Source organism: Thiocystis violacea (assembly GCF_016583575.1).
Classification (GTDB): Bacteria; Pseudomonadota; Gammaproteobacteria; order Chromatiales; family Chromatiaceae; genus Thiocystis; species Thiocystis violacea.
Genome location: NZ_NRRG01000058.1, coordinates 1 through 15,688, shown reverse-complemented (window position 1 = coordinate 15,688; position 15,688 = coordinate 1). Strand labels below are relative to the sequence as shown.

The 15,688-nt window shown below is 65.5% G+C and carries 17 protein-coding genes; 5 read left to right on the top strand and 12 right to left on the bottom strand.

Annotated features, from left to right (window positions below):
• Positions 1-7: 7 nt before the first annotated feature.
• The 6 genes from CKO27_RS20165 to CKO27_RS20140 form a co-directional block, all read right to left on the bottom strand.
• Positions 8-481 (bottom strand): NifX-associated nitrogen fixation protein, encoded by a 474-nt coding sequence (locus CKO27_RS20165; protein ID WP_200376720.1) that lies wholly within the window; start codon positions 479-481, stop codon positions 8-10.
• Positions 478-1,014 carry a SoxR reducing system RseC family protein gene (locus CKO27_RS20160; protein WP_200376719.1) on the bottom strand — a complete coding sequence of 179 codons (537 nt, stop codon included), beginning with the start codon at positions 1,012-1,014 and terminating at the stop codon, positions 478-480. The genes CKO27_RS20165 and CKO27_RS20160 overlap by 4 nt, the downstream gene beginning before the upstream one ends.
• Positions 1,002-1,433, bottom strand: a complete 432-nt coding sequence (locus CKO27_RS20155; RefSeq protein WP_242471032.1) for a NifB/NifX family molybdenum-iron cluster-binding protein — start codon at positions 1,431-1,433, stop codon at positions 1,002-1,004. Before CKO27_RS20155 ends, CKO27_RS20160 begins: the two co-directional genes overlap by 13 nt.
• Positions 1,434-1,538: 105 nt before the next feature.
• A complete protein-coding gene (gene nifN, locus CKO27_RS20150) occupies positions 1,539-2,936 on the bottom strand; it encodes a nitrogenase iron-molybdenum cofactor biosynthesis protein NifN (RefSeq protein ID WP_200376717.1) in 1,398 nt (465 codons plus the stop codon).
• Complete coding sequence (gene nifE / locus CKO27_RS20145; protein ID WP_200376716.1) at positions 2,929-4,392, bottom strand: nitrogenase iron-molybdenum cofactor biosynthesis protein NifE; 1,464 nt, start codon at positions 4,390-4,392, stop codon at positions 2,929-2,931. The genes nifN and nifE overlap by 8 nt, the downstream gene beginning before the upstream one ends.
• A 160-nt stretch (positions 4,393-4,552) precedes the next feature.
• Positions 4,553-5,350, bottom strand: coding sequence for an inositol monophosphatase family protein (locus tag CKO27_RS20140; RefSeq protein ID WP_200376715.1), 798 nt, complete (start codon positions 5,348-5,350; stop codon positions 4,553-4,555).
• A gap of 77 nt (positions 5,351-5,427) precedes the next feature.
• Here CKO27_RS20140 and CKO27_RS20135 point away from each other — a divergent pair, with 77 nt between their 5' ends.
• The 3 genes from CKO27_RS20135 (at position 5,428) to iscR (ending at position 7,578) form a co-directional block, all read left to right on the top strand.
• The gene (locus tag CKO27_RS20135) at positions 5,428-6,231 is read left to right on the top strand and encodes an RNA methyltransferase (RefSeq protein ID WP_242471031.1); all 804 of its coding nucleotides are present in this window, start codon (positions 5,428-5,430) and stop codon (positions 6,229-6,231) included.
• An 8-nt stretch (positions 6,232-6,239) separates the two neighbouring features.
• Complete coding sequence (gene cysE / locus CKO27_RS20130; RefSeq protein ID WP_200376714.1) at positions 6,240-7,037, top strand: serine O-acetyltransferase; 798 nt, start codon at positions 6,240-6,242, stop codon at positions 7,035-7,037.
• Positions 7,038-7,098: 61 nt separating this feature from the next.
• On the top strand, positions 7,099-7,578 hold the full coding sequence (gene iscR / locus CKO27_RS20125) for a Fe-S cluster assembly transcriptional regulator IscR (protein ID WP_200376713.1): 480 nt from the start codon (positions 7,099-7,101) through the stop codon (positions 7,576-7,578).
• A 251-nt stretch (positions 7,579-7,829) separates the two neighbouring features.
• Here iscR and CKO27_RS20120 read toward each other — a convergent pair whose 3' ends face one another.
• A complete protein-coding gene (locus CKO27_RS20120; RefSeq protein WP_200376712.1) occupies positions 7,830-8,261 on the bottom strand; it encodes a rhodanese-like domain-containing protein in 432 nt (143 codons plus the stop codon).
• A 177-nt stretch (positions 8,262-8,438) separates the two neighbouring features.
• Here CKO27_RS20120 and CKO27_RS20115 point away from each other — a divergent pair, with 177 nt between their 5' ends.
• Entirely contained in the window at positions 8,439-9,410 is a 972-nt protein-coding gene (locus tag CKO27_RS20115) for a lysophospholipid acyltransferase family protein (protein ID WP_242471030.1), read from the top strand.
• 69 nt (positions 9,411-9,479) lie between these two features.
• Here the strand turns inward: CKO27_RS20115 and soxZ are convergent, their stop codons facing one another.
• The 5 genes from soxZ to CKO27_RS20090 all read right to left on the bottom strand — a co-directional run bounded on the left by soxZ (position 9,480) and on the right by CKO27_RS20090 (position 14,546).
• Positions 9,480-9,791, bottom strand: a complete 312-nt coding sequence (soxZ, locus tag CKO27_RS20110) for a thiosulfate oxidation carrier complex protein SoxZ (RefSeq protein ID WP_200376711.1) — start codon at positions 9,789-9,791, stop codon at positions 9,480-9,482.
• A 58-nt stretch (positions 9,792-9,849) separates the two neighbouring features.
• Positions 9,850-10,323, bottom strand: a complete 474-nt coding sequence (gene soxY / locus CKO27_RS20105) for a thiosulfate oxidation carrier protein SoxY (RefSeq protein WP_200376710.1) — start codon at positions 10,321-10,323, stop codon at positions 9,850-9,852.
• A 247-nt stretch (positions 10,324-10,570) separates the two neighbouring features.
• Positions 10,571-12,094, bottom strand: a complete 1,524-nt coding sequence (locus tag CKO27_RS20100; protein ID WP_200376709.1) for a M48 family metalloprotease — start codon at positions 12,092-12,094, stop codon at positions 10,571-10,573.
• A 138-nt stretch (positions 12,095-12,232) separates the two neighbouring features.
• Complete coding sequence (locus CKO27_RS20095) at positions 12,233-13,510, bottom strand: vWA domain-containing protein (RefSeq protein WP_200376708.1); 1,278 nt, start codon at positions 13,508-13,510, stop codon at positions 12,233-12,235.
• On the bottom strand, positions 13,503-14,546 hold the full coding sequence (locus CKO27_RS20090) for an AAA family ATPase (protein ID WP_200376707.1): 1,044 nt from the start codon (positions 14,544-14,546) through the stop codon (positions 13,503-13,505). The genes CKO27_RS20095 and CKO27_RS20090 overlap by 8 nt, the downstream gene beginning before the upstream one ends.
• A 448-nt stretch (positions 14,547-14,994) precedes the next feature.
• Here CKO27_RS20090 and CKO27_RS20085 point away from each other — a divergent pair, with 448 nt between their 5' ends.
• Entirely contained in the window at positions 14,995-15,192 is a 198-nt protein-coding gene (locus CKO27_RS20085) for an Alvin_2107 family globule sulfur oxidation protein (RefSeq protein ID WP_200376706.1), read from the top strand.
• The last annotated feature ends 496 nt before the right edge of the window (positions 15,193-15,688 follow it).

Below are 15,688 nucleotides of genomic sequence, written 5' to 3'. Positions count from 1 at the left end.
GCGCGGATCAGAGTCCGGCGACCTTCGAGTGTTGGCCGATCAACTCCAGGGCGACGGAGAGGACCTTGTCGGCCTCGTCCTTCATCTTGGAGAGACTGGGGAAGCCGAAGCGATGGACATCGCGCACCGTGCGGTCCATGACGACCAGCTTGCCGACCGTGATGAGCGCGCGCCCGAAGCCTTCGTGGGTCAGGTTGACCAGCGGCACGGCCATGAGTCCGCATTCGGACTCGATCATGGCCGAGATGGCGTTGTAGAAGACCTTGACACGCGCGATGACCAACTCGTCGGGGTCACCGATGATGGGGATCTCGCGCTTCTTCTCCTTGGTCAGGATGAAGGGTTCCAGGATCTCGCTGGTGGAGAGTCGGTCGTATTGGCCGTAGGGGTCGATGGCGCGCATCTGGCGCACCATCTCGATGACGAAGGCGGACTTGAGGAGCCCTTCGTTCTCGACGACTGGCGTGAGTGTTTCGGTCATGGTTCGTGCCTCGAAATGAGTGAAGGGGTGATTCCCGGGCTTGAATCCAGTGTTCGGGCGGCGGCCGTCGGGTCGAGCTGGACCAGGCGCGCCTGGGTCGTCCGGCGCGCCAGGGTCGGGCGGTAGAGGTCCCGTCCGGCGACCCCGCCGGTCAGCGCGCCGCCCAGCCAGAGACCCGCGCCGAGTCCAGCGATCCCGAACAGCGCGACCGCGCCCTCGGGCAGGCCCCAGGCGGTTCCCAATCCGGCGGCGGCGACCAGTGTCGCGAGTGGGAGCAGGTAGGCGGTCAGCGAGGCGCGGATCAGGGTGTCAGCCGAGATGCCGATCGTTACCCGTTCGCCCTCGCGCAGCCCGACCGGATCGGCGATCCTCAGACGGTGGGGGCCGTGACGGAAGAGCTTGGCCAGCGTTCCGGTTCCGCAACTTTCGGCGCGGCCGCAGTGACCGCAGGCGGAGCGCCGGTTCGCCTCCACCCAGGCGTGCCCATCCGCCACGGCGACCACGGTCACGGTTTCCTCGATTACTCGCTCCATCCCTCGGCCTCCATCGCGTCGAAGCGGCCAGCGCGCCCTGGGGTCTGGTTCTCGATGGCGCGCGCCAGCCAGGCGCTGGGGCCTTCGCGCATCTCTGTCTGGAGCGAGCAGATGGCCATGGCCAGTGGCGTTCCGGGGGTGACCTTGACCGGCTGAATGCCATGGGGTCGGAGCTGATTGACCGCCGAGGCTCCGATCGCCTGGCAATAGACGGCGATGCAGCCCTGGAGCGCCTCGATCTTGGCCGCCAGCTTGTCCTCGTTGCCGTCCATGCCGAGTTGGCCGAACTGGATGACCTCGACCAGGCTCGCCGCGTCCTGCCCGATCGCATAGATGGCAAATGCCTCGGCCGCGCCGAAGTGCTGGTCGACGTGCTTCATGTCGGAGGTGGCGAAGGCCACTCGAACCTCGGTGCTCATCTCTTGTGCCTCGCTACGACAACGAAGGATTCTCAGGCGTCGTTCCACGGTCATGGGATCTCCGTTCCTGACGGGGATGATGGGTTTCGCTGCGCTCTTCCCATCCTACGCGGCGTGTTTGACGTCCTTGCCGCGTTCGTTGGCGGGCCATTGCTTGAGCGGCGAGCGATAGGGGTGGATCTCGCCCTTCTCCAGGCTCAGCAGCAGGTTGGCCAGGTCGAACAGGGTCGCGCGGGTGCCCAGGTAGCCGATCCAGGTGCGGCTGTAGCCGCCGACCAGGTCGTATTGGGGGAAGCCGGCGCGCAACAGCGGAATGCCGAGGCGTTGGGCGGTGTGGACGCCGTGCGAGTTGGTGATGAGCAGTTCGGCCCGGTTGGCGCGCGCGCCGATCTCCAGATCCTCCAGGTCGCCGATCTTGACCTGATCGCAAACCGCGTCGGCCAGTCCCGGTGCGTTGATCGGGGCCACGGCGACGACCGTCTCCGCGCCGACGCCCGCGAGCATCTGGGTCAGACCGACCAGCAGGTCGGGGTCGGCGGCGATGGCGAGGCGCGCCATGCCGAGCATGAAATGGCTGTCGAGCATGGCGTCCTGGAGCTGGGCGCGCTGGCGCTCGATACGCGCCGGCACGGGCGCTTCAGCGATCTCGGCCAGGGTCGCGACCAGGGCGTCGACCGCCTCCAGGCCCATGAGATGGGCGAAGCGATGGTCGGGGACGCCGGTGCGGGCCTTGAGCGCGTCCGCCGCCAGGTTCATGGAACCGCCTATCACCAGGGTCGCCAGGGCATCGCCCAGGGTCGCCAGCTCGCTCACCAGCGCGCCGCCGATGGTGAGCGCGCTGTAGTCGGCCTCGGGCAGGTGTCCGTCGAGCGAATCCGAGAGATCGGGCAGCACCACCGGGCGCAGACCGAACAGCTCGATCAGATCCTTGAGATGTTCCAGGTCGCCAGGCGTCAGGTGCGAGCCGGCCAGGACGTTGACCTGCCGGCGACGGCGGCCGGGCTGAGTCCCGGCCTCCTCGGCGGTCGGGACCAGGGTTTCGATGATCGCCAGGGTGGCCTCGGCGTAGCCCGACTCCATGGAGCCGACGAAATCCGGGGTGGAGACCGGAACGATGGGGATCGCATCATACTGCGGATAGGTCTGGCGGAAGACGCGCACCGCCATCTTGATGTCCGCGCCCTGCATCTCCACCAGGCCGGTGGTCGGCAGCCCGATTAGGTCGGGCTTGTTCTTGTCGCAGAGGGTCTTGAGACCCTCGATCACCATGTCCTGGCTGCCCATGACGGCGCTCACCTGATCGATGGCGGTGGTCTGAAGCGGGATGGGCTCGCGGAAATGCCGCACGAAGAGGATCTTGCCGAAGGCCGAACAACCCTGCGAGCCATGCAGCATGGGGATGGCACGGTTGAAGCCGAGGAAGGCGAGCGCCGCACCGACGGTCGAGCTGGCCTTGAGCGGGCTGACCGAAAGAGCCTTCTTGCGCTTGATGATCTCAGGCATGACGCGCCTCCAAGGCCGGGGATGGGGTTTCAACGGGGTCCGCGGGCGAGGACTCGTTCGAGGGGTCGGACGCGACTGCGGCGCGCGCCCAGGGCGCGGGACGGCGCACCGCCTCCCAGATCGGGCTCTCGATGGTCAGACAGAGCTGACGCGCCAGCTCCAGCATGCCCTCGTAGCCGGCATAGCCGAATTCGCGTTCCTGATTGATGTCGAGGAAGGGGATGCGCGCCTTGAGCGCGGTGTAGAGGTTGCGCCCGCCGGCGATCAGCACATCGACCCCTTGGTTGCGCACCATGTCGATCAGCACGCGCGGATTGCCCTCGTCGAGCATCACCGCGTCCTCGCCCATCAGCTCGCGGATGCGCGCCTTGTCTTCCTCGGTCGACTTGCGGGTGCCGGTCGCGACCACGGTCATGCCGAGATCCTGGAGCGCCGAGATCACTGACCAAGACTTCACCCCGCCGGTGTAGAGCAGCACCTTGCGGCCCTTGAGGCGCTGACGCCAGGGCTCCAGGGCCTCGTGGATGCGCGCCTCCTCGCGGGCGATCAGCGTCTCGGCGCGGGCGGTCAGATCCGGGTCGTCGATGAGGCGGGCGAAGTCGCGCAGCGCCTGTGAGACGTCCGCGACCCCATAGAAACTGCCTTCGAACCAGGGCGTGCCGAAGGCGTCCTTGAGCTTGCGGGCCACGTTGATCATGGCCTTGGAGCAGACCATCATGTTGACCTCCGAGCGGTGCATGGTCTGCACCTCGCGGAAGCGGGCGTCGCCGGAGAGGCTGCACAGCACCCGCAGACCCAGCTCGTCGAACAGCGGCATCACCCGCCAGAGTTCGCCGGCGATGTTGTACTCGCCGACCAGACAGATGTCGTGGACCTTGACGCCGTCCCTTTCGATCCCCTCGGGGAGCGGATCCGGCTCGCGGCCGCCGCAGACATGGCGGACCATGGTCTCGCCAGCGATGCGGTTGCCGAGGTTCTTGGTTCCATAGAAACCGGCCGCGTCGACCGGCACCACGGGTGTCCCCCAGCGTGCCTGCGCCTCCTTGCAGACGGCCTTGATGTCGTCGCCGGTGAGGGCCGGTACGCAGGTGTTGTAGACGAAGACCGCCGCCGGCTGGTAGCTCTCGATCGCCTGCTTGATGGAGTGGAAGAGACGCTTCTCGCCGCGTCCCATGATGACGTCCTGCTCGGTCAGGTCGGTCGTCATGCCGATCTTATAGAGCGCCGGGCCGGTCGAGCGCGCCCCCCGGTTGTCCCAGGAGTTGCCGGCGCAGGCGATGGAGCCATGCACGATATGGGCGACATCGGCGATCGGCAGCAGCGCGATCTGCGCCCCATCGAAGGCACAGCCGCCCGCCGTCGCCCCCGGCTTGGGCTTGGCGCAGCCCGACTTGGCCTTGGTGTTGTGCGCGCAGGCCGGCTCGTCGAGCAGGGCGGTGATGTCTTTTTGCTTCATTCGGGGCTCCAAGGCGTTCGCTTTGGGGCCGTCATGCAGGGTTTATGCCGTTTCTCTAATATTTGTTTTTATTAGGAAAGGCGCGGGCCGTTCGCTGTAGGGTTCCTCACAAAGCGACCGATTGCGGCAACCCCTACAAGGTCGCTGGAGCCCTGGGGACTCAGGCCCGCAACTGATCGTTCAGGAAGGGGCGCAGCAGTTCCAGCATGGCGCCATGCACCTTGACGCTGCCGGCGATCATGTTGCCGGTGTCCAGGAAGCGCTCGCCACCGGAGAGGTCGCTGATACGGCCGCCGGCCTCCTTGACCAGCAGCGCGCCCGCCGCGCAATCCCAGGACGAAAGCCCCAGCTCCCAGAAGCCATCGGTGCGACCGGCGGCGACATAGGCCAGATCCAGCGCGGCCGAGCCGGGGCGTCGCAGTCCGGCGGTGGCCAGGGTCATGGCCTTGAACATGCCGAGATAGGTGTCGATGTGGCGTTGATCGCGGAAGGGGAAGCCGGTGCCGATCAGGGCGCCTTCGAGCGAGGGGCGGCTGGTGACGCGGATCTTGCGGTCGTTGAGCTGGGCGCCCTGGCCGCGCGCGGCAGTGAACAGCTCCTCGCGCAGCGGATCGTAGACCACGCCACATTCGAGCTGTCCCTTGTGCAGGAGGGCGATGGAAACGGCGTATTGCGGGAAGCCATGCAGATAATTGGTCGTCCCGTCCAGCGGGTCGATGATCCACTGATAGTCTCCGTGACCCTGCGCGCCGCTCTCCTCGGCGAGGATGGAGTGGCTGGGAAAGCGGCTTCGCAGTTCCTGGATGATGGCGGCCTCGGCGGCGCGGTCGATGTCGCTGACGAAGTCGTTGCGGCTCTTGGACTCGAATTTGATCTGGTCGACCCGATCCGAGTACCGAAGGATGATCTTGCCGGCGCTGCGCGCGGCGCGGATGGCGATGTTGAGGCTTGGGTGCATCGGTTGCGGGATATCCAGGGCGGTCGCTGTATCATAGTCGGGAAGAGACAGCGAGATTCTTGAAGATTGAGCCGCTCATGATAGACCAAATGACCCAGTCGCTGGCGCGAATCCGCTTCGTGCTGGTCGAGACCACCCACACCGGCAACATCGGCGCCGTGGCGCGGGCGCTCAAGACCATGGGCCTGTCGCGGATGGAGCTGGTGGCGCCCAGACAGCCGCCGGACGCCGAGGCGCTGGCCCGTGCCTCGGGCGCGGACGACCTGCTGGAGCGGGCGGGGATCCACCCGAGCCTGACCGAGGCGCTGACAGGCTGCCGGCTGGTGATCGGCGCCAGCGCCCGGCGGCGGTCGATCGAGTGGCCGCTGCTGGAGCCGCCCGAATGCGCCCGTCGTCTGCTCGCCGAGGCCGCCGAGGGTGAGGTGGCCCTGGTCCTGGGGCGCGAAAGCTCGGGTCTGACCAACGAGGAACTGGCCCGTTGTCATTTCCTCGTCCATATCCCGACCGACGCGGAGTTCAGCTCGCTGAATATCGCCGCCGCCGCCCAGGTGCTGGCCTACGAGATCCGCCGGTGCGCGCGCGAAAGCGGCGGCGAGCGTCTGACGGACAGTCCCAGGAATCTCGCGAGCGCCGAGGAGATGGAAGGGCTGTTCGGCCATCTGGCCGAGACCCTGCGACACCTCGGCTTCAGCGACCCCGAGCAGTCGCGGAGTCTGATGCGGCGGTTGCGGCGACTCTTCAATCGTGCCCGACCCGATCGCGTCGAGCTGAATATCCTGCGCGGAATCCTGAGCGCCGCCCAGGGGCGCAAGCGTCCGGGACGTTTCGCGCGCTCCGGCGAGACTCCGGAAACCGCGGCCAATCCCGCGAGCGAGCTGTAAGGAGGTTCATGTTCGATCGACTGAGGGAAGACATCGCCTGCGTCTTCGAGCGCGATCCGGCCGCCCGCAACGCCTTCGAGATCCTCACCACCTATCCGGGTCTGCACGCGGTCTTGATGCACCGGCTGGCGCATCCGCTATGGCGGCGCGATTTCAAATGGCTGGCGCGGGTGCTCTCGACCCTCGCCCGCTTCTTCACCGGCATCGAGATCCACCCCGGCGCGGTGATCGGGCGGCGCTTCTTCATCGACCACGGCATGGGCGTGGTGATCGGCGAGACCGCGGTCATCGGCGAGGACTGCACCCTCTACCACGGTGTGACCCTGGGCGGCACGAGCTGGCAAAAAGGCAAGCGTCACCCGACCCTGGGGCGGGATGTCGTGGTCGGGGCCGGGGCCAAGGTGCTGGGTCCGATCGAGATCGGCGACGGCGCGCGGATCGGCTCGAACGCCGTGGTCGTCAAGTCGGTTCCAGCCGGCGCGACCGCCGTGGGCGTGCCTGGGCGCATCATCGAGCCGAGTCCTGACGCCACCACGCGCCGGCGCGCCGATACCGCCAAGCGCATGGGCTTCGATGCCTATGGCGCGACCCGCGACGCGCCCGATCCGGTCGCCAACGCCATCAACCGGATGCTCGACCACATCCATCACATGGATCAGCGGCTGGAGTCCATGTCGCGGGCGCTGGAAGGGCGGGGGATCATGCACCATTTCGAGCACGACGCGGACCTGGATTCGATGGCGATCGAGCCCGCGACCCAGCCCGAGGTCGCGCCGACGGATGCCCCGATAAGGCGTGGGGCTTAATTGATCGTAATGCTCGGGTAACGTATGATTCGCCGCCGAAGTCATGCAAGAGGGGGTGCCCGTGAGACTGACGACAAAAGGCCGCTACGCCGTGACCGCGATGCTGGATCTGGCCATCCATCAGGGCCATGGGCCGATCGCGCTGGCCGACATCGCCCAGCGCCAGGGCATCTCGCTGTCCTATCTTGAGCAGCTCTTCGCGAAGCTGCGCAAGCGCGCGCTCGTGACCAGCGTGCGCGGTCCCGGCGGCGGTTACAACCTGGCCCGCCCGCCCGCCGACATCCCGGTCGCGGAGGTGATCGCCGCCGTCGACGAAAGCGTGGATACCACCCGTTGTGGCGGGGCTCACAACTGCCAGAACAACGGTCCCTGTCTGACGCATGATCTCTGGCACGATCTCAGCGATCGCATCTACGAGCATCTGAACAAGATCAGCCTTCAGCAACTGGTCGATCAGCGTGACGAGGCGGGCCATCGTCCGCCGACGGTCTGCTCCGCCATCGACGTCAAACTCGATATCCAACGCCTGGTGAGCGCCTGAGGCCAGTGTCCGGGAGCGGCAAGGGTAAGCATCGCGTACCCTTGCCGCTCGGTGCTTCGCGAGCTTAACTAACCTGCCTGGAAATCATCCAAGGCCATTCAGGCAAGCGCCTCGTAGCTTGAAAGATAATGGGCTCGATTTCGCTCGGCCCGTCCTTGTATCTTGAGCCTCGGAGCGTACAGGATGGGCATCGCTCTCGCTCTGCCCATCCTACGGGTCGAGCCCAGGCCGGGTTGAACGTTCACAACCTCTCAGCATTGCTCCCAGGGGAGCCCGTGAAAGCGCCAGCCGCCGACACTGCCGCGGTGGTGATTCTCGTCCAGCTCGCCCTCGAAACCCTCGTCGACATGAAAGACGGATCGGAATCCCTCCTGGATCAGCGCCTTGCCGGCTTCCAGCGAGCGTTTGCCGCTGCGGCAGATCAAGATCACGGGGGCGCAGTTGGAGATCTCCTTGTCGCAGATCGCGCCGCCAAGTAGCAGTTTGCGGATCTCTGTGACGAAGTGTGGGTTGACCACCCAGTCCGGTTCGTCGATCCAGGCGACGTGCACGGCGCCCTTGGGATGTCCGACGAACAGGAATTCCATCGACGATCGGATGTCGACGAGGACGGCCTGAGGATGGGATTGGAGCATCTCAATGGCTTCCTGGGGTGTCAGGCCGGTTGGCAGAGCGTCGCTCATGGCGATGATTCCTCGTTTGGTGGTCGTTATTGGTGGTGGTTATTGTTGTCATGCGGCCTTTCCGCAGAAAGGCGAGTAGTTGTGTCATGGGGCGGTGAGCCCGCAGTGTAGCAATTGGTCGGTTCCTGTCACCCCCGAGGCCACCAGGGGTCTGGATCGCTTTTCCAGGAGAAGCGCTTGGCGAGCATATCAACGAAGGAGTCGCGGCCGTTTGGGTTCGCGCTCAAGGATCGGACCCTGCGTCTGCTCATGTATCTGGTCTCCCGGTTGCCCTTGCCGCTCATCCATCGGATCGGCGCGGGCGCGGGTTGGATCACCGCGCGCTGGCCGAATCGCCAGCGCCGCAACGCGCTGATGAACATCGCCATCTGCCTGCCACGACTGACGGAAGACGAGCAAAGGCGCCTGCGTGATCGCAACCTGAGTGAATTCGGCAAGACCTATTTCGAGATCGCCTACCTCTGGCTCAGACCGGCCGATCGGGTGCTGTCGCTGGTGCGCGAGGTCCGGGGAGCCGAACTGCTGAGACGTCGGGACGGCCGGGGCCTGATCGTGCTGTCGCCGCACCTCGGTGCCTGGGAACTGGCCGGGCTCTATCTCGCGGCGCAAGGGCGGACGGCCATCTTCTACAAGCCCCAACAATATCTGGACGACATGATCCGCGCCGCGCGCGCGCGCAGTGGCGCGGAACTGGCGCCCATCACGCCCAAGGGGATCCGGGTGCTGGTCCAGGCGCTGGAGCGCGGCGATTATGTCGGCGTCCTGCCGGATCAGGAGCCCAGGGCGCGCAAGGGCGCCGTGTTCGCGCCGTTCTTCGGCGTCCCCGCCCTGACCATGCTGCTGGTCAATCGTCTGGCGCGGCGGACCGGGGCGCCGGTGATTTTCATGTTCGCCGAGCGGCGGCAAGGCGAACTCGGCTTCGTCATCCACTGTATCCCCGCGCCGGAGGGAATCGACAGCGAGGATGACATCGAGGCGGCGACCGCGCTGAATCGGGGGATCGAGGCCTGTGTCATGACCTGTCCGGAACAGTATCTCTGGCCCTACAAACGTTTTCGTCGTCGTCCGGAAGGGGAGCCCAAGATCTACACGGGTCCGCTGAACGATGCCCATGTCCTGCGGCATGCCGAGCGCCTGCGTTCGCGCTGAGCCTCCCGTCCCCCAAACGCGACGGCCCCGCCAGGGCGGGGCCGTCATCGCCGGCGCTTGGCGCGCTCCTCAGGCGATGGCGTCGGTCGCGCTCTGGCTCTCGCCCTTGTTGTCGGTCCAGGAGACCTCGACCGGATCGCCGACCGCGCCGCCCTTGAACTTGAACGACAGGTAGGGGTTCTTGGAGACACCACCGCTCCAGGCGGCGGTCATGACGACCTGGCCCTTGACCTTGCAAACCACCTCTTGAATGAAGTGGGCGGGGACGATCTCCCCGGTCTTGCTGTCCTTGCGCAGACCTGTCTCCATAACGTGATTCATCAGACACTTGACGGTGGTTTCGTCGTCACTCAGCTTGGCGCGGATCTTGATATCGGACATCGTGTGTTTCCTCGTGTTCGTGGGTCAGCTCGCGTCGCGGACGTGATGCCGATCTCGATCAGCCGCCGCAGCCGCCGATGGTGACCTTGACGTTCTTGGCGTTCTGGTAAAGCTTGTCGCCGACCTTGACGATGGCCACCACATCGGCGGTCTTGGCCATCTTGATCCGCGTCGACACGAAGGGCAGGGCGGATTCGGCCAGCTCGAAGGAGGCGATCAGGGGGGTTTGGTTCTCGGCGGCGATGATGGCGATCGAGGTCACGCCTTCCAGGTCGGTCTCGACCGTGACCGGCACCACGGCGCCGTTCTCGGCGATGTCCGGCGCCTTGATCTTGATCTTGTCGCTGGTCTCGGCCGCGTCGCTGCCCATGCTGGCGGTTAGGGCCGAGGGGATGTCCTTGGCGTGAAAGGCCGCCTCGTTCCACTCCGCCAGGACGAGCCGGGGTGTCAGCAGTCCGGCGCCAACGGCCACGCCGACCGAACCGGCGGCCAGTGAGCCTTTCAATAGAATTCTGCGTTTGGCGTCGATCATGAAGGATCTCCTGTCAAGCATCAGTGGTGAGAGAAAGGTTCGACGAGACGCGCGACGACTCGGGCCGAGGCGCGTCCCGACGAATGTGGGTGTTCAAACGGGTTGGCGCCGCGTCGCCCAGGCAGGGTTGGCGAGCGGGCTCGTCATGCGCAAGCCGGATCATCGCATCCTGGTTTAGAGGCGCGGCCCGGTCCAGGCGGGGGTCATGCGGTGGTCGATCATCATGGGAGGTCTCCTCGTTGAATGATTATTCGGCCGCGGGGTTGAATCCCCGCTGGTCCGTTCCTCGGCCTTTTCCTTTTTTGTCGCGCTTTTCGTCACGCTCTTCTTCTTTCCAGGCATCGAGTCGCGCCTGAATCCGGGCCGCTTCGTGATAGGGAATATCGCGTTGGCGAAGCGCGATCTCAAGTTGGCGAATCGCGGGTTCGGTATCCCCTTCGGCATAGAGTCTTTCGGCACGGAAGCGGTGGGTGGCCGCCTGGTTTCCGCTCTTGAAGGACGCCTGCTCCAGCCTATCGTACAACAGGGCGTTGCCGGGGCGCAGCCTCGCGACCGTCGTCAGCTCGTCGATCGCCTTGTCGTGCCGGCCGGCCTTCATGAGCATCTCGGCATGGGCCACGCGCAGCGGCCAGTTGTCCGAGGAGAGGCCGATGGCCTGTGCGAGGTTCTTGATGGCCTGGTCGAGACGCCCCTGTCGCATGTCGAGCTGGGCCTCCAGGATGATGAACTCGGGGAGACTGGGGTGCGCCGCCAGTAGTTTGGCGGTTAGTTCCTCGGCCTCGGCGAGCTTGCCGGCGCGCTCCAGGGCCAGCGCGTAGCCGTAACGCTCGGCGGTCTCGTCGCGATGGCGACCTTCGCGCAGCGTCTCGCGAAAATGCGCGACCGCCTGTTCCGGGCGCTTGTAGGCGTGCCCCCGCAATTTCGCGCGGGCCAGTTGGAAACGCAGGCTGTCGGGTCGCTGACGGGCGCCGACGTCGTCCGCGCGGCCCAGGGCGTCGGCGATGCGGTTGGTATTGACCGGGTGGGTGAGGAGGAACTCGGGCGCGTTGTTCTCGTACACCCGGCTGGATCGGGCGAGCCGCTCGAAGAATCCGGGCATCGCGTAGGGGTCGAAGCCGGCCTTGGACAGGGTGGCGATGCCGAGACGGTCGGCCTCCTGCTCATTGTCGCGGGTGAAATTGATCTGGCGCTGGAGGGTCGCGGCCTGAATGCCCGCGATCGCCGCCACACCCGCGTCCGCCGAGACCTGCGCGCCCAGGATGGCCGCCGCGATCAGGAGCGCGGTGGCCGGCACGATCGCCTTGTTCTGATTCTCCACGCCGCGCATCAGGTGGCGCTGGGTGACGTGGGCGATCTCATGGGCCATGACGGCGGCCAGTTCGCTTTCGGTCTCGGCCGCCAGGATCAGGCCGACATAGACGCCGATGTTTCCGCCCGGACCGGCGAAGGCATTGACCACGGGTTGATCGATGACGAAGAAATTGAACGGGCTGGCGGCCAGGCGATCCGCCGTGAGCAGGGTGGCCCCGAGCGATTCGACATAGTCGGTGAGCAGCGGGTCATCGAGGACCGGCAAAGCCTCGCGGACACTGCGCATGAACGCCTTGCCCAGACGCGCCTCGGCACCCGTGGTCATGATGCTGTCGGCGGAACTGCCCATGTCGGGAAGATCAAAATCCAGGCCGCGCGCCGGGCTGGCGCCGATCAGCGCCAGGACGCTGGCCGCGACCAGGGCCTGTCTCAAACGATGGCTGGACTTGTGGTTGGTCATGGTTGGCTCGGGTGGGCGGACTGTCCGCCGGGCTCGGGTTGGCGGCGGTTGGCTGTTGGACAGTGGCCACGAGTATGGGCGATGGCGACCTGAATCAGGGTGGAAGAACAATGAACTCGGGGCTCGCGCGGGGTCAAGTCAATTGAGCTGGATGCGCTGCCCCCAGGGAACCCCGGAGCGACCCTTGACCAGCCAGGTCACCGGATAGGCGGGTTCGGACTCCGGGAAGTCGCCCTTGGCGTCGGTGAAGTAGACCAGCAGATCGGGCTGAAGCCCCGTGCGTGCGATCCACTCGAAGACGGGCCGGAAACTGGTCCCGCCACCACCCTGGAGTCGCTTGGGCCGAACGAATTCCTCCCAGGGCTCGAAACGGAAGGGCGCGCCCTCGCACAGCGCGCTGTCGCAGGGGAGCAGGGTCACGCGCGCCCGCACCTGTCCCTTGAGCGCGTCGATCTCCTGAATGAACTCATCGAGCTCGGAATCCTTGATGGAGCCGGAGGTGTCGATCGCCACGACCAGATCCAGTTGCTGGCTGCGCAGGCTCGGCAGGATGAAATCGCCCTCGCGTCGAGAGGGCCGCTGATAGCTGTAATCGTCCCGCGCCAGGGCGGTCAGGTAACGGGCCAGCAGCATGCGCCAGGGCAGTTGGGGTTGGAGCAGATGGTCGATCTGACGCGCCAGCTCGCCGCCCAGCTTGCCGGCCTGCATGGCCTGTTGCGCCGCCCCGGCGAGACGTTGACGCCATTGCACGGACAGGGTTTCGCGTTCGTCCGGACTTAGCGGCTGGGGCGCGCCGGCGCTCGCTTCCGGCGTCGGTTCGCCGCGCTCGGTTCCGGCCTGTCGTCCCTGGCGTCCCTCGGGCTCCGTGCGCGTCCGGGGGCCTCGCCGTTTGTCGAGATCCTTCTCGCTCAGACCCGAGCGGTTCCCTCCACGCCGGTTGTCCGCGTCATAGGCATGGGTGTCCAGGGTCTCCGACTCGTCCCGGTCGTCGATCAGCGGGTAGATCTCCTCGGCCGTCAGCCCCTTGTAGAGCGGCATCACCAGGGCGTTCGGCGGGGGCTTGAGTCCATCCTCGATCAGGAGCGGATTGATCGCGTAATCGCAGGCCAGATCCCAGGCATGCTGGAGACGGTGCTGACGGCGCGCGAAGTGCGAGAGTGCGCAGTGCAGCGCCTCGTGGGCGAGCATGAACTGGGTCTGCTCCAGGCTCAGCGAATCGATATAGGCCGGGTTGAAGTAGAAGGCCCGCGCATCGGTCGCGGTGGTCGGGCACCAGTCCGGCTTGGCCGGATGCATGGGCAGACGCAGCACCAGTGCCCCGAGAAATGGCTTATCCAGGATCAGGCGCGTGCGCGCCGCCGCCAGCTTGGTCTCGATGGCGGCGGAGACGCCTTGGGCCGTCGCGCTCTCAGTCATAGAGCATCACGTCCGACACGAGGCGCGCCCAGTCGGCGAAGGCGGGCACCTCGAACAGCCGCTCGCCAACCGCCCGGTGCAGATCCGAGACCAGCATGACGCCCATCTCGCGCTGCGGGAAACGCCCCGCGTACTGGAGGATGTGGCCGATGATCCCAGGCCCGTCCGGTTCGTTCAGCGAGCGGATCGCCCGGCCGACCAGCGCGGCGGCGACCGCGTACTGAAGATCGATCTCGCGCGGCACCGAGACTCTTTCCCCTCGGACGATGGCATCCAGATCCGGCATCTGGTCGAGGCTATTGACGAAGGCCGCCAGCTCGATCCCGGCCGCCGGTCCCACGCACGCCTGGAGCGTGCCTTGCAGTAGATCGGGCTGGTCCTCGAATTTCCTTAAGCCCCGATGGGCGAACTCCCAGGAGCGCGGCGAGGGGAAGGCGATGGGGTTGTGCGCCGGATCGAAATCGAACAGCAACTCCGGCCGGAAGCGCAGAAAGGCGATGATCCGCTCGTCGATGCCGCTGTCATAGGCCCAAGCCACCCAGTCGTCCAGATGGGTCTCGACCTCGAAGTGCGAGAAGCGGTTGGCCAGCGGCGCCGGCATGCTATAGGTGACGCCACGATCGCCCTGACGGTTACCGGCGGCGAAGATGGCCCAGCCGGCGGGGACGACGTACTCGCCAAGCCGACGGTCCAGAATCAACTGATAGGCGGCCGCCGAGACGACGGGCGGCGCCGAGGTGATCTCGTCGAGAAAGAGGATGCCGCTTGGGCCATGGCGTTCGGCGTCCGGCAGGATCGCCGGGATGGCCCATTCGACCCGTTCGCCGTTGCGGAAGGGGATGCCGCGCAGATCGCTCGGCTCCATCTGCGACAGACGGATATCGATCACCGGCGCCGCGTGACGCTCGGCGATGCGCGCGACCATCTGGGACTTGCCCACGCCTGGCGGACCCCAGAGCATGACCGGGGTGTGATGACCATCGATGGTGCTGACGAACTCGCGATCCAGGACGCGAAGCAAATGAGCTGGTCGCATGACGGGGTGGAAACCTCCAGGTCGCGTGAAAATCCGGGTGATGCCCGCACGGTCGCCGCCGAGGGCGGATCATCGAGACGTGCGATACTGGCGAAGTGCCCCGCCCAGGAAGCCCGCGCCGGCGAGTCCGGAGCCAATTCAGGGCATATGCGTGCCGATCCAGCGCTTCGCAAGTCGTCGCGGATCGACACAGGGCGTCGGGTCCTGGGGCGTCCCGAGCGCCCAAGCGTACTTGTCACCTATTAGAAAAACGCTGTATTCTTATGCCCCTTCTCGTCCCCGCGATCGCGCCCTCGGTTCGGGGTGGCGCTCCGTCCGAGAGTCGAGCTAGAGAGAGGACTGGGCGGATCAGGGTTGTCGGTATTTGATCCGTCTATCGAAATAAATCGAGTTGGCGAAGTCCTGACCGACGACGCCCTCACCAACAAAAATCGCTCGGAGACCGGAAATGAATCAGTTCTACTACGACGCCGTGACCAAGATGGAACAGATGGGCGTCAACGACGAATACATTCAGGGTTGGCAATGTGGCTTTCTGCGCAACCCCAAGCGCGAGGAGCAGCGGCTCACCGATCCCTACGAGGCGGGCTACGGCGACGGCGAGGAAAAGAACACCGACAACTTCGGCGAATGGGTCCAGGCCTGACGGAGGCCCAGTCGCCGGCGGCTCGCTAGCCGGGTCGCCGACGGGCCAAATACGCGACGCAACGGACGCGTCATCTCTCCCGCGATTCCCCCGCCTTTTCCAACGACTAGCTCTCAAGCCGTCCAGCCGGCACCGAGTTACATGAAAAGCGCCCCGCCATCCGCGTGGTCCGCTCATTCACCTTTTGTTGGGCGATTTGCGCTACGAATGTTGGGGTTCACTCTTGTTCACCCCAACCGCGATGGGTCGGCTTGAGCGGCTTGTTATGCGCCAACCATTAACTTACATTTAGAGGATGTCTAAAAACTAAACCCTTGATTTCAAAGAGCCTGGCACCATAAAATCCGCCAAATCTATACAAAATACGGATTCTAATTCGCGGATTATGATGACTTCAGACCTGGAAAAATGGCCTTTGAGATATCCGAGCGACCTTTCCGATGAAGAATGGGAAGTCCTTCGGCCAATCTTTGACGAACTTGAACCTTATAAGACT

Coding starts and splice junctions, on each gene's coding strand:
- soxY (WP_200376710.1), bottom strand. CDS start 10,323: ATGATCGACGCCAAACGCAGAATTCTATTGAAAGGCTCACTGGCCGCC.
- soxZ (WP_200376711.1), bottom strand. CDS start 9,791: ATGTCCGATATCAAGATCCGCGCCAAGCTGAGTGACGACGAAACCACC.
- nifE (WP_200376716.1), bottom strand. CDS start 4,392: ATGAAGCAAAAAGACATCACCGCCCTGCTCGACGAGCCGGCCTGCGCG.
- CKO27_RS20140 (WP_200376715.1), bottom strand. CDS start 5,350: ATGCACCCAAGCCTCAACATCGCCATCCGCGCCGCGCGCAGCGCCGGC.
- CKO27_RS20095 (WP_200376708.1), bottom strand. CDS start 13,510: ATGACTGAGAGCGCGACGGCCCAAGGCGTCTCCGCCGCCATCGAGACC.
- CKO27_RS20135 (WP_242471031.1), top strand. CDS start 5,428: ATGATAGACCAAATGACCCAGTCGCTGGCGCGAATCCGCTTCGTGCTG.
- CKO27_RS20085 (WP_200376706.1), top strand. CDS start 14,995: ATGAATCAGTTCTACTACGACGCCGTGACCAAGATGGAACAGATGGGC.
- CKO27_RS20155 (WP_242471032.1), bottom strand. CDS start 1,433: ATGAGCACCGAGGTTCGAGTGGCCTTCGCCACCTCCGACATGAAGCAC.
- CKO27_RS20120 (WP_200376712.1), bottom strand. CDS start 8,261: ATGAGCGACGCTCTGCCAACCGGCCTGACACCCCAGGAAGCCATTGAG.
- CKO27_RS20160 (WP_200376719.1), bottom strand. CDS start 1,014: ATGGAGCGAGTAATCGAGGAAACCGTGACCGTGGTCGCCGTGGCGGAT.
- CKO27_RS20090 (WP_200376707.1), bottom strand. CDS start 14,546: ATGCGACCAGCTCATTTGCTTCGCGTCCTGGATCGCGAGTTCGTCAGC.
- CKO27_RS20165 (WP_200376720.1), bottom strand. CDS start 481: ATGACCGAAACACTCACGCCAGTCGTCGAGAACGAAGGGCTCCTCAAG.
- cysE (WP_200376714.1), top strand. CDS start 6,240: ATGTTCGATCGACTGAGGGAAGACATCGCCTGCGTCTTCGAGCGCGAT.
- nifN (WP_200376717.1), bottom strand. CDS start 2,936: ATGCCTGAGATCATCAAGCGCAAGAAGGCTCTTTCGGTCAGCCCGCTC.
- CKO27_RS20100 (WP_200376709.1), bottom strand. CDS start 12,094: ATGACCAACCACAAGTCCAGCCATCGTTTGAGACAGGCCCTGGTCGCG.